The organism is Nostoc sp. (assembly GCF_036917535.1).
Taxonomy (GTDB): domain Bacteria; phylum Cyanobacteriota; class Cyanobacteriia; order Cyanobacteriales; family Nostocaceae; genus Nostoc.
On record NZ_JBALDA010000089.1, the window covers coordinates 1 to 17,582 of the forward strand.

Here is a 17,582-nt window from a genome sequence, read left to right on the forward strand (position 1 = left end):
GGCAAAGAAGCGGTATCTGCCTTAATTAATGCTTTGCAGGATAAAGATTCCTCTGTTCGTTGGAGTGCCGCACAAGCGTTAGGAGAAATCGGCAAAGAAGCGGTATCTGCCTTAATTAATGCTTTGCAGGATAAAGATTCCTCTGTTCGTTGGAGTGCCGCACAAGCGTTAGGAGAAATCGGCAACCAAGAAGCGGTATCTGCCTTAATTCATGCTTTGCAGGATGAAGATTACGGTGTTCGTTGGAGTGCCGCACAAGCGTTAGGAGAAATCGGCAACCAAGAAGCGGTATCTGCCTTAATTAATGCTTTGCAGCATGAAGATTACGGTGTTCGTTGGAGAGCCACAAAGGCGTTAGGAAAAATCGGCAACCAAGAAGCGGTATCTGCCTTAATTCATGCTTTGCAGCATGAAGATTCCTTTGTTCGTTGGAGTGCCGCAGAGGCGTTAGGAGAAATCGGCAACCAAGAAGCGGTATCTGCCTTAATTAATGCTTTGCAGGATGAAGATTCCTCTGTTCGTAGGAGAGCCGCACTAGCGTTAGGAGAAATCGGCAACCAAGAAGCGGTATCTGCCTTAATTAATGCTTTGCAGGATGAAGATTCCTCTGTTCGTAGGAGAGCCGCAGAGGCGTTAGGAAAAATCGGCAACCAAGAAGCGGTATCTGCCTTAATTCATGCTTTGCAGGATGAAGATTCCTCTGTTCGTAGGAGAGCCGCACAAGCGTTAGGAGAAATCGGCAACCAAGAAGCGGTATCTGCCTTAATTAATGCTTTGCAGGATGAAGATTCCTCTGTTCGTAGGAGTGCCGCAGAGGCGTTAGGAGAAATCGGCAACCAAGAAGCGGTATCTGCCTTAATTAATGCTTTGCAGGATGAAAATTACGATGTTTGTTGGAGAGCCGCACAAGCGTTAGGAAAAATCGGCAACCAAGAAGCGGTATCTGCCTTAATTAATGCTTTGCAGGATGAAGATTCCGATGTTCGTTGGAGAGCCGCACAAGCGTTAGGAAAAATCGGCAACCAAGAAGCGGTATCTGCCTTAATTAATGCTTTGCAGGATGAAGATTCCTCTGTTCGTTGGAGTGCCGCACTAGCGTTAGGAGAAATCGGCAACCAAGAAGCGGTATCTGCCTTAATTAATGCTTTGCAGGATGAAGATTCCTCTGTTCGTAGGAGTGCCGCAGAGGCCTTAGGAAAAATCGGCAACCAAGAAGCGGTATCTGCCTTAATTAATGCTTTGCAGGATGAAGATTCCTCTGTTCGTAGTAGTGCCGCAGAGGCCTTAGGAAAAATCGGCAACCAAGAAGCGGTATCTGCCTTAATTCATGCTTTGCAGGATGAAGATTCCTTTGTTCGTAGGAGTGCCGCAGAGGCGTTAGGAAAAATTGCTGGCTCTGAAGTTTTGTGTCAGATATGGGAGTTACAGTTAAAAACACCATCATGGGATAAAAGCGATGCAATTTCTAAAATTCAAGAGCGGTGCAAATTTTATAACCATGAAATTCGTTATTCTATCTTGAATGAGGAAACAAACAACGCCGCTCCTTCAACCAGTTCTGTAAACACATTTAATCAAACATTCAATATGTCACAAACTTATAACAATGATTTCACAAGTGCTAACTTTAGCAATATCACAGGCAGTGTTACAGGAAATATCCAAGGTGATAACATTGGCACTCAAAACAATTATGCGTCTACAGAAGATATTGCTAAATTAAAAACTGTGCTTGAGCAGTTGCTTGAGAAAATGGAGCAGGATAAACCGACTGTAATCGATGCTCAACCTATTGTTGCTCAAGCTGTTGAGAGTCATCCAGTACTTAAAAATAGGCAAGCGATTGAACAAGTTATCAAAAATAATCCAACGCTCAAAGTACGTTTGCAAAGAGCAGTGACAGCAGCAGGTATTGAGACTATAAAAATTTTATTTGCTCCTGCTGGGATTCCGATTGAAGCGATTAGGGCTTGGAATGAACCTATGTAGAAGTACCCTCCTATTCCTGTTTCACTTTAAGAAGATGTTTTAAAAGTTCTTTGGTCGGTAGCAAAACGTTTTAGATCCCACTAAATCCCTCTTAAAAAGTCTACCGTGTATACACAAGTCAAATTACCCCCCTTAATCCCCCCTTGGAAAGGGGGGAAAAACAAATCTAGTTCCCTCCCCTTTACAAGGGGAGGGTTAGGGTGGGGTAAAACTAAAGTACATTTTATTCCTATTTCTGCAACTGCTGCACAAACGCATTATGTTCCGGTGACTTCAACCCCGCTTGCACCACCTCCAACACCCGCACCATCTGATTGTTTAACAGCGCCTCCACCGCTAACCACAAACCCGGAAACACCCCAGAGCGAATAATTCCATCTGCACCCGGAGATAGCAATCGATAGTCGCCATCAATTAGGCAAAACCATTCAATTTGATTCTCGTAAGATTGCCAGATTACGTACTCCAACACCCCATTACGGCGATAAACCTGCTTTTTGCTGCCTGTATCAATAGCAGCACTACTCGCTGCAATTTCAACAATCAATTCGGGAGATCCTTCAATATAACCGTCGCTGCTTAAACGGGTTTGTCCGCCTGCGTCTGGTTCAATAAACAACGCTGCATCTGGCTGCGGTTCATTGTCTAAATCTAGTCTGACTGTTGGTTCAACGCTTAAGTCAACGCCAGGAGTCAGTGATTGGTAGACACCTAACCAAGTCATAACGCGACTGTGGGGTTTGCCATGTTGCTCATGTCTTAAGGGAGATGCCACGTAAACGATTCCTTCAATCAGTTCTGCTTTCTTGATATGGGGTGCAGCCGCATAACGCCGTTCAAATTCAGGGCGAGTTAGGCGATCGCCACTTTCAAGCGGAGGCAGATGTCTCTGGGGTGAGTACTCTTTAACCATTTGCCAATCTTTGGAGTTGCCGGATACTTCTGACTTTAGCAAACCTCAGTTATCAGTTAAGAATTCTTGATTTACTGCTTTCCTCAAATTTTAAAAATCATAAAATGTAATCTTAATCGTCATCATGAGCTTAGACACCGCTTGGTTAAAATATCATTTGATAGGAGAAAAAATGAAAGCAACAGTAATTAATGAATACGGCAATGAAGACGTTGTGAATTACACCGATATTGAGCGCCCAGAGCCGACGGCAAACGAAGTTCTGGTGAGAGTTCACGCCGCGGGGGTCAATCCGGTTGACTGGAAAATCCGCAACGGTGCGGGCGAAAGGTTTGGGCTGAAATTACCCATTATGCTTGGCGGCGAGATTGCCGGAACAGTTGAAAAGATTGGTGGTGATGTCAAAGATTTCAAAGAAGGTGATGCAGTCTACGGCATCATCACTTCTGGAGGTTTCGCCGAATACGCGATCGCCAAAAAGGGCGACATCGTGCCCAAACCGCAAAGCCTCGATTTCCAGAATGCAGCAGCGATTCCGCTCGGTGCGTTGACCGCGTGGCAGGCAATTTTCGATTTAGCCAATCTCACGAGCGGACAAAGAATTTTTATCACTGGCGCATCGGGCGGAGTCGGCTCGCTGGCTGTCCAACTCGCCAAAGCAAAAGACACATACGTGATCGGTATGGCTTCGGGACGCAATGAAGATTTCGTCAGGGATTTGGGCGCGGATGAGTTCGTTGATTACACGAAGCAAAACTTCGAGGATGTCGTTAAAGATGTTGATGTCGTCTTCGATACGGTCGGCGGCGACACTTTTGAAAGAGCGTTTCAAACTTTAAAAAAAGACGGCTTTCTGGTGACGGCGGTGGAATTTCCGTCTGAAGAAAAAGCGCGGGAATTCGGCATTAAAACCGCGCGGGTTTTTTGCAAGCCGAACGCGGAAGAATTAACCGCGATTAGCGAATTGGTTGACGAAGGACGATTAAAAGCTCACGTTTCAACCGTCTTGCCACTCGCAGAAGTGAAAAAGGCACTTCAACTTTCCGAAGGCGGTCGCACGCGGGGCAAGATTGTGTTGCAAGTCGAGGCATAGCTTTGAAAGGTGGCGAAAATAACAGCGCAACCCAATAATTCAATGGACGTGAGGGCGAGACAGCGACTTTCTGATCACGTTGCGTGGTTTCCCTTTGCTTGCGTGTAGTCAGTTTCGCCCCACGTCATCTCAAGAGATGCTGCTTTAGCTGACAGTAATCAAGAATAAACTGAAAATTGATAAATTTTGTTTCAAAGGTATAAATTGATAATCCTTAGTTAATGGCTGCCCTATGAACTTGTTGCACCACTTCGGGATATTGATATCATGTCCGCCTAATTAGTTATAATTCCCGCATCTGTGCAAAAAGAAAGAAAACTCTTTCTCCCTCTGCCCCCTGCTCCCTTGCAGTCTTAATGATAAGTCTTTCATCGGACACGATATGACCCACCCGTGCGACAAAAGTTCGTTGCTCTTTTTGCTCTACACCCTCGCCCAAGTTAGGCATCACCGACAATTGATGCTGCATAACAAACGCCAACTCGCTATCATTGGCTAAGTGGGATGCCAGATATAGCCGTAATCACATAGATTAGGACATAATGACAAGCGTAAATGCTAAAAATAATAGTTCTACCTCCTGCCTCCTGCTATACATCAATGGCGATACCACTTAATTAGCAGTCTTGATCAACTGCTTACACTCGCACCCATAAAAATTAGTTTGATTCACTTTTTATTCCCGCTCTCTATTGTGATACGCATTGGCTAAAAGTACTCTAAATAAGTACGGGGTGCAAAAAATACAAAAAATTTTTCAAGAATCAAGATTAAGGATAAGGTTATGGCAACCGAACAGTTAACTAGAGACAGCGACAATCTCGATTTAAATCAGCTGTTAAGAACGCTGAATGCTGTTAAACAGGGTGACTTCTCGGCTCGGATGCCCATAGACTATACTGGTGTAGCAGGAAAAATCGCTGATACGCTCAATGGTATAATCGATCAAAATCAGCAGATGGCGGCAGAACTACAACGGATTGGTAACGTTGTTGGCAAAGAAGGCAAAATTGCTGATCGCGCCTTTCTCGGAGATGTTCGTGGTTCTTGGTCAGATTGTATTACTTCTGTCAATACTTTAATTACAGATTTAGTTCAACCAACAGCTGAAACTACGCGGGTAATTCGATCAGTCGCCAATGGTGACTTATCCCAAACGATCGCTACAGAAATTGATGGCAGACCTCTGCAAGGTGAGTTTCTCCAAACTGCTAATATTGTCAACACGATGGTAGAGCGGCTCGGTTCTTTTGCATCGGAAGTAACGCGGGTTGCGCGTGAGGTGGGAACCGAAGGTAAGTTGGGTGTCCAAGCCGAAGTGCAGGGTGTGGCTGGCACTTGGAAAGATTTGACTGATAACGTTAACTTGATGGCGGGTAATCTCACCGGACAAGTTCGCAACATTGCCGAAGTTGCGACTGCGATCGCCAATGGTGACTTATCGAAAAAAATCACTGTTAATGTGAAAGGCGAAATTCTCGAACTAAAGAACACCGTCAACACGATGGTGGATCAGCTTAATTCTTTTGCATCGGAAGTAACGCGAGTTGCCCGTGAAGTGGGAACTGAAGGGAAGTTGGGCGTACAAGCAGAAGTTAAAGGTGTCGCCGGAACTTGGAAGGATTTAACAGACAATGTTAACTTGATGGCAGGTAATCTTACAGCCCAAGTCCGTAATATTGCGGAAGTAACAACGGCGGTAGCGAATGGCGACCTTTCTAAGAAAATCACTGTAGATGTCAAAGGCGAAATTTTAGAGTTGAAAAATACCGTCAACATCATGGTGGATCAACTGAATTCTTTTGCATCGGAAGTAACAAGAGTTGCGCGTGAGGTGGGTGCAGAAGGTAAATTGGGCGGTCAAGCAGAAGTGCGTGGGGTAGCGGGTACGTGGAAAGACTTGACCGATAGTGTAAACTTCATGGCGGGAAGTTTGACGGCACAGGTGCGGAATATTGCCGAAGTGACTACGGCGGTTGCAACAGGCGATTTATCTAAAAAAATCACCGTCGATGTCAAAGGCGAAATTCTGGAGTTGAAAAACACCATCAACACAATGGTGGATCAACTGAATTCCTTTGCAAGTGAAGTCACAAGAGTGGCGCGGGAAGTAGGAACTGAAGGGAAGTTGGGCGTACAAGCAGAAGTCCGGGGAGTAGCGGGAACTTGGAAAGATTTAACTGATAACGTTAACTTAATGGCAGGTAATCTCACCGGACAGGTGCGGAATATTGCTGAAGTTGCAACTGCGATCGCCAATGGCGATTTATCTAAGAAAATCACTGTTGATGTTAAAGGTGAAATTCTCGAACTGAAGAATACCATCAATATCATGGTGGATCAACTCAGTTCTTTTGCAAGTGAAGTCACAAGAGTTGCTCGTGAAGTGGGCAGTGAAGGTAAACTGGGCGTACAAGCCGATGTCAAGGGTGTGGCTGGCACTTGGAAAGATTTGACTGACAGCGTAAACTTCATGGCGGGAAGTTTAACGGCACAGGTGCGGAATATTGCCGAAGTAACTACGGCAGTGGCAACAGGGGATTTATCTAAGAAAATCACCGTCGATGTCAGAGGTGAAATTTTAGAACTTAAAAATACAATTAACACAATGGTGGATCAACTCAATTCTTTTGCATCAGAAGTAACAAGAGTTGCCCGTGAGGTGGGAAGTGAAGGTAAACTGGGCGTGCAAGCAGAAGTGCGCGGCGTAGCTGGCACTTGGAAGGATTTAACCGATAGCGTAAACTTCATGGCGGGAAGTTTGACAGCACAGGTGCGGAATATTGCGGAAGTAACTACAGCGGTTGCAACAGGCGATTTATCTAAGAAAATCACCGTTGATGTCAAAGGTGAAATTCTGGAGTTGAAAAATACTATCAACACGATGGTGGATCAACTCAGTTCCTTTGCATCGGAAGTGACGCGAGTCGCGCGTGAGGTGGGAACTGAAGGTAAATTGGGCGTGCAAGCAGAAGTGAAAGACGTTGCTGGTACTTGGAAAGACTTGACAGACAGCGTAAATTTCATGGCGGGAAGCTTGACAGCACAGGTGCGGAACATTGCGGAAGTGACAACTGCGATCGCCAATGGTGATTTATCTAAGAAAATTACTGTTGCTGTCAAAGGCGAAATTTTAGAACTCAAGAATACCATCAATATCATGGTGGATCAACTCAATTCCTTTGCAAGTGAAGTAACGCGGGTTGCCCGTGAGGTGGGAAGTGAGGGTAAATTAGGCGTCCAAGCAGATGTGCGCGGCGTAGCTGGCACTTGGAAAGATTTAACCGATAGCGTCAACTTCATGGCGGGAAGCTTAACGGCGCAGGTACGAAACATTGCCGCCGTCACCACAGCTGTAGCTAATGGCGACTTATCTAAAAAAATCTCCGTTGATGTCAAAGGGGAAATTTTAGAGTTGAAAAACACCGTCAACACGATGGTAGATCAACTCAATTCCTTTGTAAGCGAAGTAACGCGGGTGGCGCGTGAAGTGGGAACTGAAGGTAAGCTGGGCGTACAAGCAGAAGTTAAAGGTGTAGCCGGAACTTGGAAAGATTTAACTGACAGTGTAAACTTCATGGCGGGAAGCTTGACGGCACAAGTGCGGAACATTGCCGAAGTTACCACAGCAGTAGCAAACGGCGACTTATCTAAAAAAATTACCGTCGATGTCAAAGGTGAAATTCAGGAACTAAAAAACACCATTAATACAATGGTGGATCAGCTAAATTCCTTTGCATCGGAAGTTACCAGGGTTGCCCGTGAGGTGGGAACTGAAGGGAAATTAGGCGTACAAGCTTACGTTAGAGGAGTGGCTGGAACTTGGAAAGATTTAACAGATAATGTTAACTCGATGGCAGAGAACCTTACCGGACAAGTTCGCAACATCGCTGAAGTTACCAAGGCGGTAGCAAATGGCGACTTATCTAAGAAAATTACCGTTGATGCTAGAGGGGAAATTTTGGACTTGAAGAACACCACCAACACAATGGTGGATCAACTTAGTTCCTTTGCATCAGAAGTAACGCGGGTGGCGCGGGAAGTGGGAACTGAAGGGAAGTTAGGCGGACAAGCACAAGTCCAAGGTGTGGCAGGGACTTGGAAAGATTTAACAGATAACGTTAACTCGATGGCGGGGAACTTAACGGCACAAGTACGCGGTATCGCCAGAGTTGTAACCGCCGTTGCTAACGGTGACTTGAAACGCAAACTGATGTTAGATGCCAAGGGAGAAATTGAAACTTTGGCAGAGACAATCAACGAGATGATTGATACTCTAGCAACATTTGCCAATCAAGTAACCACAGTAGCGCGGGAAGTGGGAATTGAAGGGAAGTTAGGCGGACAAGCGAGAGTACCTGGGGCGGCTGGAACTTGGAAAGATTTGACGGATAATGTGAACGAACTTGCTGCGACACTGACAACTCAGTTGCGAGCGATCGCCGAAGTTGCTACAGCTGTAACTAAAGGTGATTTAACTCGTTCAATTGCCGTCGAAGCACTAGGAGAAGTAGCGATACTCAAAGACAACATCAACCAGATGATTGCCAATCTGCGAGAAACAACGCAGAAAAACACTGAACAAGATTGGTTGAAAACAAACTTAGCCAAGTTTACCCGAATGCTCCAAGGTCAGCGAGATTTGGAAACCGTATCTAAACTGATTCTCTCAGAACTCGCACCCTTAGTAGGAGCGCAACACGGTGTATTTTTCTTAATGGATTTTGTTGAACATACACCGTGTTTGAAACTAATCAGTAGCTACGCTTACCGTGAACGCAGACATCTAGCTAACCGCTTCCACTTGGGTGAAGGCTTGGTGGGACAATGCGCTTTAGAAAAAGAGCGAATTCTGTTGACGGAAGTGCCCAGCGATTATGTGAGAATTTCCTCTGGGTTAGGAGAAAGCACGCCACTTAATGCTGTGGTGTTACCTGTACTTTTTGAAGGACAGGTGACAGCAGTGATTGAATTAGCATCCTTCCGCCGCTTTAGCGAAATTCATCTGACATTCTTCGACCAGCTTACCGAAAGTATCGCGATCGTTCTCAACACGATCGCCGCCTCGATGCGAACTGAAGAATTACTCAAGCAATCGCAATCTTTGGCTGAAGAACTGCAAACCCAGCAAAGCGAACTCCGCGAAACCAACAAGCGCTTAGAACAACAAGCTCAATCACTCAAAACTTCTGAGGATTTACTCAAAGGACAGCAAGAGGAACTGCAACAAACCAACGCCGAATTAGAAGAAAAAGCAGAGTTGTTGGCGATGCAGAAGAAAGAAGTTGAGCACAAAAATCAAGAAATTGAACAAGCAAGACTGTCTTTAGAAGATAAAGCCGAACAATTAGCTCTTTCCTCAAAATACAAATCAGAATTTCTCGCCAATATGTCCCATGAACTGCGGACACCGCTAAACAGCTTGTTAATTTTGGCGAAATTACTAACAGATAATATAGATCGCAACCTTACCGCCAAGCAAGTCGAATACAGCCAGACAATTTACTCAGCTGGTACTGACTTGTTAACCTTAATCAATGACATTCTGGATCTCGCTAAAATTGAATCTGGAACCATGTCCATTGACATGACCCAAATGCCATTGACAGACTTGGGCGAACAGATTGAGCGCACCTTTCGACAAATCGCTCACAGTAAAGGACTTGGTTTCGCAATTGAATTTACTCCCGAATTGCCACTCACCATCTATACAGATGTTAAACGCATACAACAGGTGTTAAAAAATCTCCTCTCCAACGCTTTTAAATTTACAGAGCAAGGGGAGGTACGCTTACGGATTGCGGTGGCCAAGCTAGGGTGGAGCAACGACAACGAAACTTTAAATCGTGCCCAGCATGTGATTGCTTTCTCAGTCAGCGATACAGGCATTGGCATTGTCCCCGAGAAACAGAAAGTGATTTTTGAAGCATTCCAGCAAGCCGATGGCTCTACCAGTCGAAGATACGGCGGTACCGGATTGGGTTTATCAATTAGCCGCGAAATCGCCCGTCTCTTCGGCGGTGAAATAAAGCTAATCAGTCAACCTGGTGAGGGTAGCACCTTTACATTCTACTTGCCACAATTGAGTCCTGAGTCTATATCCAAACCACTCTCCATTCCCCACTCCTCACTCAGTACAGACGCGATTAATCGCGTCTCTACCCACTCCCCACTCATAAATGACGATCGCACTACCATTGAAAGAGGCGATCGCGTGTTACTAATTGTCGAAGATGACGTTAATTTTGCCCGTATCCTGCTAGATATGGCGCAACAGCAAGGATTCAAAGTGATCGCTGCCCAAACTGGTAGTACGGGTTTGATGCTAGCACAGCAATTCCTACCTTCAGCGATTTTGCTCGATATCCGGCTGCCAGAAATGGATGGTTGGACGGTATTGGATCGTCTCAAACATGACCCAAATACTCGTCACATTCCCGTACATATCATGACTGTTGAAGAAGGAAAACAGCGCGGTTTACAATTAGGTGCGATCGCATATCTGCAAAAGCCCTTAACCAGCGAAACAATATCTGAGGCGTTGACTAAAATTAAAGGTTTTGTTGAGCGCCAAGTAAAAAATTTATTGGTAGTCGAAGATGATGATACTCAACGGCTAAGTATTGTTGAGTTGATTGGTAACAGCGATGTTTCGACCACTGCTGTGGCTGACGGTGCAGCAGCTTTAGAAGCTATTCGCACCCAGCATTTTGATTGCCTAGTTCTTGATTTAGGGCTACCCGACATGACCGGGTTTGAACTAATTGAGCAGATAAAGCTTTTACCTAACGGTAAAACCTTACCAATTATTGTCTACACAGGTAGAGAAATTAGCAAAGCTCAAGAAACAGAACTCAGACGGATTGCCGAGACAATTATCATTAAAGATGTGCGATCGCCCGAACGTCTTCTCGATGAAACAGCATTATTTTTACACCGAGTCCAAGCAAATTTACCTGCACCCAAACGCCAAATACTCGAACAACTGCATTCACAAGATTACTTACTCACTGGCAAAAAAGCGCTAATTGTAGACGACGATATGCGGAATATCTTCGCCCTGACTAGTATGCTGGAGCGTTATCAAATAGAGGTTATATATGCTGAAAATGGCAGAGAGGGGATTACCTTGTTAGAAAATACACCAGATATTGATGTTGTTTTGATGGACGTAATGATGCCAGAAATGGATGGTTACGAAACAACACGTACAATCCGCCAAAACGATCGATTTAAGTCTTTGCCGATTATTGCACTGACTGCTAAAGCCATGCTAGGCGATCGCGAGAAGTGTATTGAAGCCGGCGCATCAGACTACATTACTAAACCCGTAGATACTGAGCAATTGCTATCGCTATTGCGTGTTTGGCTATATCGTTGATACTACTGTGTATTTTTTATCCGTCCGCTCCAACGTTTTGTTAGATTATGCTCTGGCGACAATTTTACGATTTCCCAACTACTTTCAACTTGCTGTTTTTGTAAATCCGCAAAAATTGCGTCCAAGTTATAGTTGAACGACTTCAAAAATCCGAGCGGCTCGATCATCAAAGGGCAGCGATATAAAATTATTCAAGAATGCTTCTTGTAGTCCTAATGAGAACATAACTTAATACTCTGTATTACTGTTTTCTCCTACTCCTTGTTTTATTGAGAATTATAATGCTTACGCTGTATTAATTTTGAATTTTGAATTTTGAATTCCGCTCTGCGGTACTAGCTGTTCAAATTTATTCACTGCTTGCGGGTTCTCCTTATTCATCATCAGAATTGGGGCAATCTGTCTTGATCTGTCCTCCCTCAAGTTCAACAACAGACTTCAGTTCTACTGACACCGGAACTCCCTCATAAAGATGGATATCTTGGCCTTGATGCTCGATCGCCAACTGTGTTCCCTGTCGTAGCAAATACGTCGCCGATTGGTGATTGATATCAACCTCCAACCGCTGCCCTCGAATGGTTAAGGGAAATTGCAGCCGTTTGATAGTTTTAGGCAATCTCGGATGGAAAGATAAGCGACCATTATAATCTCGCAGACCGCCAAATCCATAAACCAGCACCATCCAGGTTCCCCCCATAGCAGCAATATGGCAGCCATCTTTCACATTACCAGCCACATCGCCCAAGTCCATTAGTACTGCATACCTGGCATATGCGTTCGCCTTTTCCATATAACCAATTTCTGCTGCCGCAATGCTCTGAATACACACAGAGAGGGAGGAGTCTCCCGTCGTCAAAGGATCGTAATAGTCAAAGTTACGCCGCTTTTGTAGGAGTGAAAACTGATGCCCCAATAAAAACATTGCCAGTACGACATCCGCCTGCTTAATCACCTGATGCCGATAAATTACTAGGGGATGAAAGTGTAGTAGCAGTGGATATTTACTTGCAGGTGTATTCTCAAAATCCCAAACCTCATCATTTAGAAAGCCATCGTGCTGGAGGTGAATTTCTAATTGTTCATCGAAGGGCAGATAAATATTGTCCGCCGCCTTCTTCCAGTCTTCCAGCTCAGAAAGTTCCAGTTTGGTTTGATCAACTAGAACGATAAACCAATCTGGGTTTTGTTCGCGCAGAGTCTCAACGGTTTTTGCGGCATACCACAAGTTCTCTCTCGCCATCAAGTTGGTATAGGTGTTATTATTTACCACAGTGTTGTACTCATTGGGTCCTGTGACACCATGAATGCAGAACTGACCGCCCATTCGCTGTGAAAAGAACCCAAGACTGTACCACATCCGAGCCGTTTCAACCAAGATCTCTGCCCCTTCTTTGAAGAGAAATTCCTCATCCCCCGTCACTTCAACATACTTTTTCAGGGCATATACGATATCTGCATCAATATGATATTGAGCTGTTCCAGCCGCATAGTAGGCAGATGCTTCTTTGCCGTTGATCGTTCTCCAAGGAAACAGTGCTCCATTTTGGTTGACTTCCCGTGCTCGCTGTCGCGCCTGCTCCAGGATACTGTACCGAAACATTAGCAAATTCTTGGCAACACGGGGGGCTGTGTAAGTCAAGAAAGGCATGACATAGATTTCCATGTCCCAGAAGTAATGCCCCTCATAGGCTTGGCTTGTAAGTCCTTTAGATGCGACACCTGCTCCTTCGGCTCGGGCTGATGCTTGAAGGATCTGAAACAGATTAAAGCGCAGCACTTGCTGCATCAACTCTGGGGTCACATCAGGGTAAGTCGGATCGCCGTCAATTTTGACATCACTACGATCCCAAAAATCATCCAGGTATTGTCGTTGGCTTGCTAGCAGATCGTCGAAACCATGTCTTATGGCGCGATCAAGGGTTCGTTCGGCTCGTTCGCACAACTCTTGGGTAGGAGAATCGCGGGAGGTATGATAAGTCATGTACTTGACCAGTCGAATAGGGACACCTGGTTGAGCATCCACACAAAAGACTACCTTGCCATCATCTTCTGAACAATCACTGTTGTAGAAGTAAGGACACTCGGTTTCAAACCAATGCTCAACGCCGCACGCCAAGGTCATCTGACTGTTTCTGGTGATGTGGCCCAGGATAATGCGACGCTCCTTGATGTAGTGCTGCTGAGGCAACAGTACACGCTCTTTGAAACCCTTAGCGAGGCGAGGATCTCCTTCACTGGCAGCAGCAGTGGGGTCATAGTGCATTTCTGAGGAGATGACGACTGGAGCCTTAGCATTGAGAAGAGTCACTTCATAAGAAATAGCTGCCAGATGTCGATGCACAAATGAAACAATTCGACGTGACCGGATAGAAACTTGCTTACCAGATGGTGTTTCCCATACGATTTCCCGATCGAGAGTGCCGCATCGCATATCGAGGGAGCGCTCAAAATTGAGTAGATTGGCTGTAGGGAGGTAGAACGGTTCATCATCAACGTACAGCTTGATAATTTTGCTGTCGGTGACATTTACGATAGTTTGCCCCGTCTTAGCGAAGCCATAGGCTTCCTCAGCATAGACAATGGGCCAGGATTCATAGAAGCCATTAATAAATGTGCCATTTTGCCAGACAGGAGCGCCTTCCTCAAAAACCCCTCGTATTCCCAAATAACCGTTGGCTGTAGAAAACAATGTTTCCATCTGTGCCAGAAAATGGGGATAGAACTGCTTTTCGACCCATCGCCAAGGATCGGGGGGATAAACGTATCTAGGCGGGTTTATAGGTTCACGCTGTAGCATTGTCCTTCCTTATTTGTTGCTTCATCCACCTGTTTCAAGTTGCGTTGTGTTTGAGTTAATGCCGATGCAACGTTTCAAGCTGCTTGCAAGTTTAATGATACGATCGCTTTCACCAATTCTTCTGGATCTACAGGCTTAGAAATATGCTGTTGAAATCCCGCAGTGATCGCTTGTTGACGATCCATCTCACCAGCATAAGCAGTCAAAGCGATCGCCAAAATTGTCCCTCCTTGTTCTGGTTTCAAACTCCTCACTTGTCGCATCAGCATATAACCATCCATTTCTGGCATCCCGATATCGCTGACGATCAAATTTGGCTGGGATTGAGTCAATACTGTTAAAGCTTCAATGGCTGAGGCGACAACGGTAACAGTTGCACCATACTGCTCCAGCATGAAGGGCAAAAATTCCCGCATATCTGCATCATCATCCACCACCAGAATCTCTAAGCCAGACAAGGGCGAAGACTGAGCCGCCCCAAGTGAGGAGTTATCTTTTGCATCCTTGATTCCTTTGCTTTCTTTCTGTAAGTATGGAAGTCTCACAGTGAAAGTTGCTCCTTGTCCTTCGCCGAGACTTTCTGCTTGCACAGTTCCTCCGTGAAGTTCTACAAGATGGCGAACGATCGCTAATCCTAAACCTAAACCGCCAAATTTTCGAGTTGTCGCCCCATCTGCTTGACGGAAATAATCAAAGACATAAGGTAAAAACTCAGGTGCAATTCCCTTTCCTGTATCAGTTACACGAATTTGTATCTGTGAGTCAACTTGCCCTAATTTAATTTTTACCTGTCCGCCGATGGGAGTAAACTTAATGGCATTGGAAAGAATATTCCAAATGATTTGTTGTAATCGATTGGCATCGCCTAAAACTTCCCCAACACCAGATTCGAGAATTGTCTGAATCTGGATAGACTTAGCCTTTGCCGAGAAACGTACTGTTTCGATCGCAGCTTCAATCACTGATACCAAATTAATCCGGTCGAAGTTGAGGTGAAGTTTACCCTGAAGGATGCGGGAGACATCAAGCAAATCTTCAATTAATTGAGTTTGCAACTTGACATTGCGCTCAATGGTTTCTAGGGCGCGATCACTTGTTGCTTGATCGAGCTTGCGGCTTTGCATCAGTTTTATCCAACCCAGAATCGGGTTGAGTGGTGTTCTTAATTCATGAGATAGCACAGCTAAAAATTCATCTTTGATCCGATTTGCTGATTCAGCAGCGCTTCGTGCCGTTTGTTCGGCTTCATAAAGATGAGCGCGAGCGATTGCTTGGGCACATTGTTGAGCAACAGCCAAGACAAACGCTTGATCTTCTCCACTAAGTTGTTGGAGTTTGGCAAATCCCAAAGTTATACCGCCAACTGCCCAACCTTCCACCATCAATGGAATAGAAATCCAAGCTTCAAAATTGTATTTGGCATAAGTTTCAGCCAAATGTGGGTAACGATTTACCCGATTTTGTATTGGTTCAGCCCAAATAGGTTGCCCAGTCCGTACAGCTTCTGCTAAAGGAGAGAGTGAATCGATGGCAAAATGACGCCAAGTATCTATCAAATCTTGGTCATAGCCAACCGCATGTACAATTTCTAATTCAGTTTTCGCTTCATTTAACAAAGCAACAAGGGCACAGCTAGCTCCCAAAGCAGCCATGCTCTGCTCTACAATGACTTCAGATACTTGGGTTGGTGTCAGTAATTCTGAAAGGGCAGCTGTGATCGATTGCAGACGAGCAATGCGCTCTAACGCTCTTTCTGCTGTTCTTTGTGCTTGCTGCGCTTCTTGGTAAAGGCGGGCATTATCGATCGCGATCGCCGCTCGATGGGTAACATCTTCTGCTAACGACAAGTCAGGCTTGCTGTAACGACGTTCTGATTCCGCAGTAAAAAAGGAAATTGCACCAAAAATCCTTTCCCGTGCTATCAATGGACAAATTATACAGGATTTTAAACCAAGTTCGCGCACAATTCTTAGATGTTCTGCGTCTAGGATGCCTTCTAATAAAGCTGCATCTGAAATTTCAGTTACTATTTCAGCAATTCCTGTACGCAGCACTTTCGGCACACCTTCGGATTCAGCCAACTTTCGCGGATAATCCTGATAAAGTTCCCAACCAAGTTTCACTTTCTCTGGATCTCGGTGAGCAACTGCTACCCGATTAATTGATAGGTTGTCTTGCAGCAAATCAACGCTGCACCAATCGGCAAAATCAGGCACAACCAAGTTTGCCACGCTAGCAAGCGTGCTTTTGTAATCGAGAGAAGAAGCGAGGGTTGCACTGACTTGAGCCAAAAACCTGGCTCGTTGTCGCTCGACTTCTGCTTTTTGTTGGGTGGTTTGCTCTTGAATCAATTGAATACGTGCTGAACTTTGCCAGGGTTTTGAGATATCCTGCTGACCCAAAACAAAGGATTGAATTTGTCCAGTTGTCTCTAATTGCTGCAAACACTGTTCTAGATCAAGTTGTAAACCAAAAGCACTCTGATACCTCTGTTCTGCAACCTTCGACAGCAATTTCATGATCATGTCACAAAGCATTTGCGGGATATCAGGGTTCAGCTTGATTGGAGATAGTGGAGATTTTTCCAGATGACAATGCACCCACTCTAAAGGGTCTTTGGCTTGAAATGGTAGCTGACCTGTGAGTATTTCATAAAAGGTGACTCCCAGAGAATACAAATCGCTACGATAGTCAATTCCTCGATTCATTTGCCCAGTTTGCTCGGGTGACAGATAAGGTAAACTGCCTTCAATGCAACTAGAACTGCTAACTATTTGCTCCTGGTATGGAATAAAAGCAGCAATTCCAAAATCAGCAATTTTGACCTGATTAGTTTCCAGGTTAACTAAGATATTTTGCGGATTAATATTCTTGTGGACAATGCGATCGCTGTGGATTTGGGCAAGTTTGCTAGTGATTTCAATCGCTATCTTCAAAAACGGTACAGGCTGTTGAAATTGGTCTAGAAACTGGTCGAGCGATCGCCCCTGAAAATCCTCCATAATTAAATAAGGGATTCCCTGATCCATCTCCAAGGCGTAGACAATGAGGGCGGCGGCAGTATTTAATCTTTGAGCGATCGCATACTCATGTTTGAGTTGTTCGATATTATTGGGCGTACACTGTTCTGGATTTAGCCCTTTGATAATTACCGGACACTGATCTTTAACTCTAATTCCACGGTATATGACTGCTTTTACCCCTGTTTTTAACAAAGTGACAATTTTAAATCCGGGTAATGCAATCCTCATGCCAAATACTCCAGCCGTACTTCTTTAGGGATAATCCGAGCTTAATTGTATTTTAGATACATTTCCTTGGGTAGATGAAATTTAGATAATATCAGGTTGGGATAATCATTTCTGCTGACTTAAAAACAAAAAGTAAGCTAAAATTCAACCAGAGTAAG

At 44.8% G+C, this 17,582-nt stretch carries 7 protein-coding genes; 3 read left to right on the forward strand and 4 right to left on the reverse strand.

The features are described 5' to 3' along the window. On the forward strand, window positions 1-1,989 hold a 1,989-nt coding region (locus V7K56_RS27915), incomplete at its 5' end, for a HEAT repeat domain-containing protein (RefSeq protein ID WP_334915790.1). 229 nt (window positions 1,990-2,218) lie between these two features. Here the strand turns inward: V7K56_RS27915 and V7K56_RS27920 are convergent. Then, the gene (locus V7K56_RS27920) at window positions 2,219-2,902 is read right to left on the reverse strand and encodes a Uma2 family endonuclease (protein WP_334915793.1); all 684 of its coding nucleotides are present in this window, start codon (window positions 2,900-2,902) and stop codon (window positions 2,219-2,221) included. A gap of 172 nt (window positions 2,903-3,074) precedes the next feature. On the opposite strand from V7K56_RS27920, the gene V7K56_RS27925 reads away from it, so the two are divergent. Further along, the gene (locus V7K56_RS27925; protein WP_334915795.1) at window positions 3,075-3,995 is read left to right on the forward strand and encodes an NADP-dependent oxidoreductase; all 921 of its coding nucleotides are present in this window, start codon (window positions 3,075-3,077) and stop codon (window positions 3,993-3,995) included. A gap of 283 nt (window positions 3,996-4,278) precedes the next feature. Here the strand turns inward: V7K56_RS27925 and V7K56_RS27930 are convergent, their stop codons facing one another. After that, window positions 4,279-4,464 (reverse strand): hypothetical protein, encoded by a 186-nt coding sequence (locus tag V7K56_RS27930; RefSeq protein WP_334915797.1) that lies wholly within the window; start codon window positions 4,462-4,464, stop codon window positions 4,279-4,281. Between the two features lie 315 nt (window positions 4,465-4,779). Here V7K56_RS27930 and V7K56_RS27935 point away from each other — a divergent pair, with 315 nt between their 5' ends. After that, on the forward strand, window positions 4,780-11,376 hold the full coding sequence (locus tag V7K56_RS27935) for a HAMP domain-containing protein (RefSeq protein ID WP_334915799.1): 6,597 nt from the start codon (window positions 4,780-4,782) through the stop codon (window positions 11,374-11,376). Window positions 11,377-11,749: 373 nt separating this feature from the next. Here the strand turns inward: V7K56_RS27935 and V7K56_RS27940 are convergent, their stop codons facing one another. Beyond that, window positions 11,750-14,173 (reverse strand): glycoside hydrolase family 65 protein, encoded by a 2,424-nt coding sequence (locus V7K56_RS27940; RefSeq protein ID WP_334915801.1) that lies wholly within the window; start codon window positions 14,171-14,173, stop codon window positions 11,750-11,752. Between the two features lie 74 nt (window positions 14,174-14,247). Beyond that, window positions 14,248-17,424 carry a protein kinase domain-containing protein gene (locus V7K56_RS27945; RefSeq protein WP_334915803.1) on the reverse strand — a complete coding sequence of 1,059 codons (3,177 nt, stop codon included), beginning with the start codon at window positions 17,422-17,424 and terminating at the stop codon, window positions 14,248-14,250. Window positions 17,425-17,582: the final 158 nt, after the last annotated feature.

Coding starts and splice junctions, on each gene's coding strand:
- V7K56_RS27920 (WP_334915793.1), bottom strand. CDS start 2,902: ATGGTTAAAGAGTACTCACCCCAGAGACATCTGCCTCCGCTTGAAAGT.
- V7K56_RS27925 (WP_334915795.1), top strand. CDS start 3,075: ATGAAAGCAACAGTAATTAATGAATACGGCAATGAAGACGTTGTGAAT.
- V7K56_RS27930 (WP_334915797.1), bottom strand. CDS start 4,464: ATGCAGCATCAATTGTCGGTGATGCCTAACTTGGGCGAGGGTGTAGAG.
- V7K56_RS27935 (WP_334915799.1), top strand. CDS start 4,780: ATGGCAACCGAACAGTTAACTAGAGACAGCGACAATCTCGATTTAAAT.
- V7K56_RS27940 (WP_334915801.1), bottom strand. CDS start 14,173: ATGCTACAGCGTGAACCTATAAACCCGCCTAGATACGTTTATCCCCCC.
- V7K56_RS27945 (WP_334915803.1), bottom strand. CDS start 17,424: ATGAGGATTGCATTACCCGGATTTAAAATTGTCACTTTGTTAAAAACA.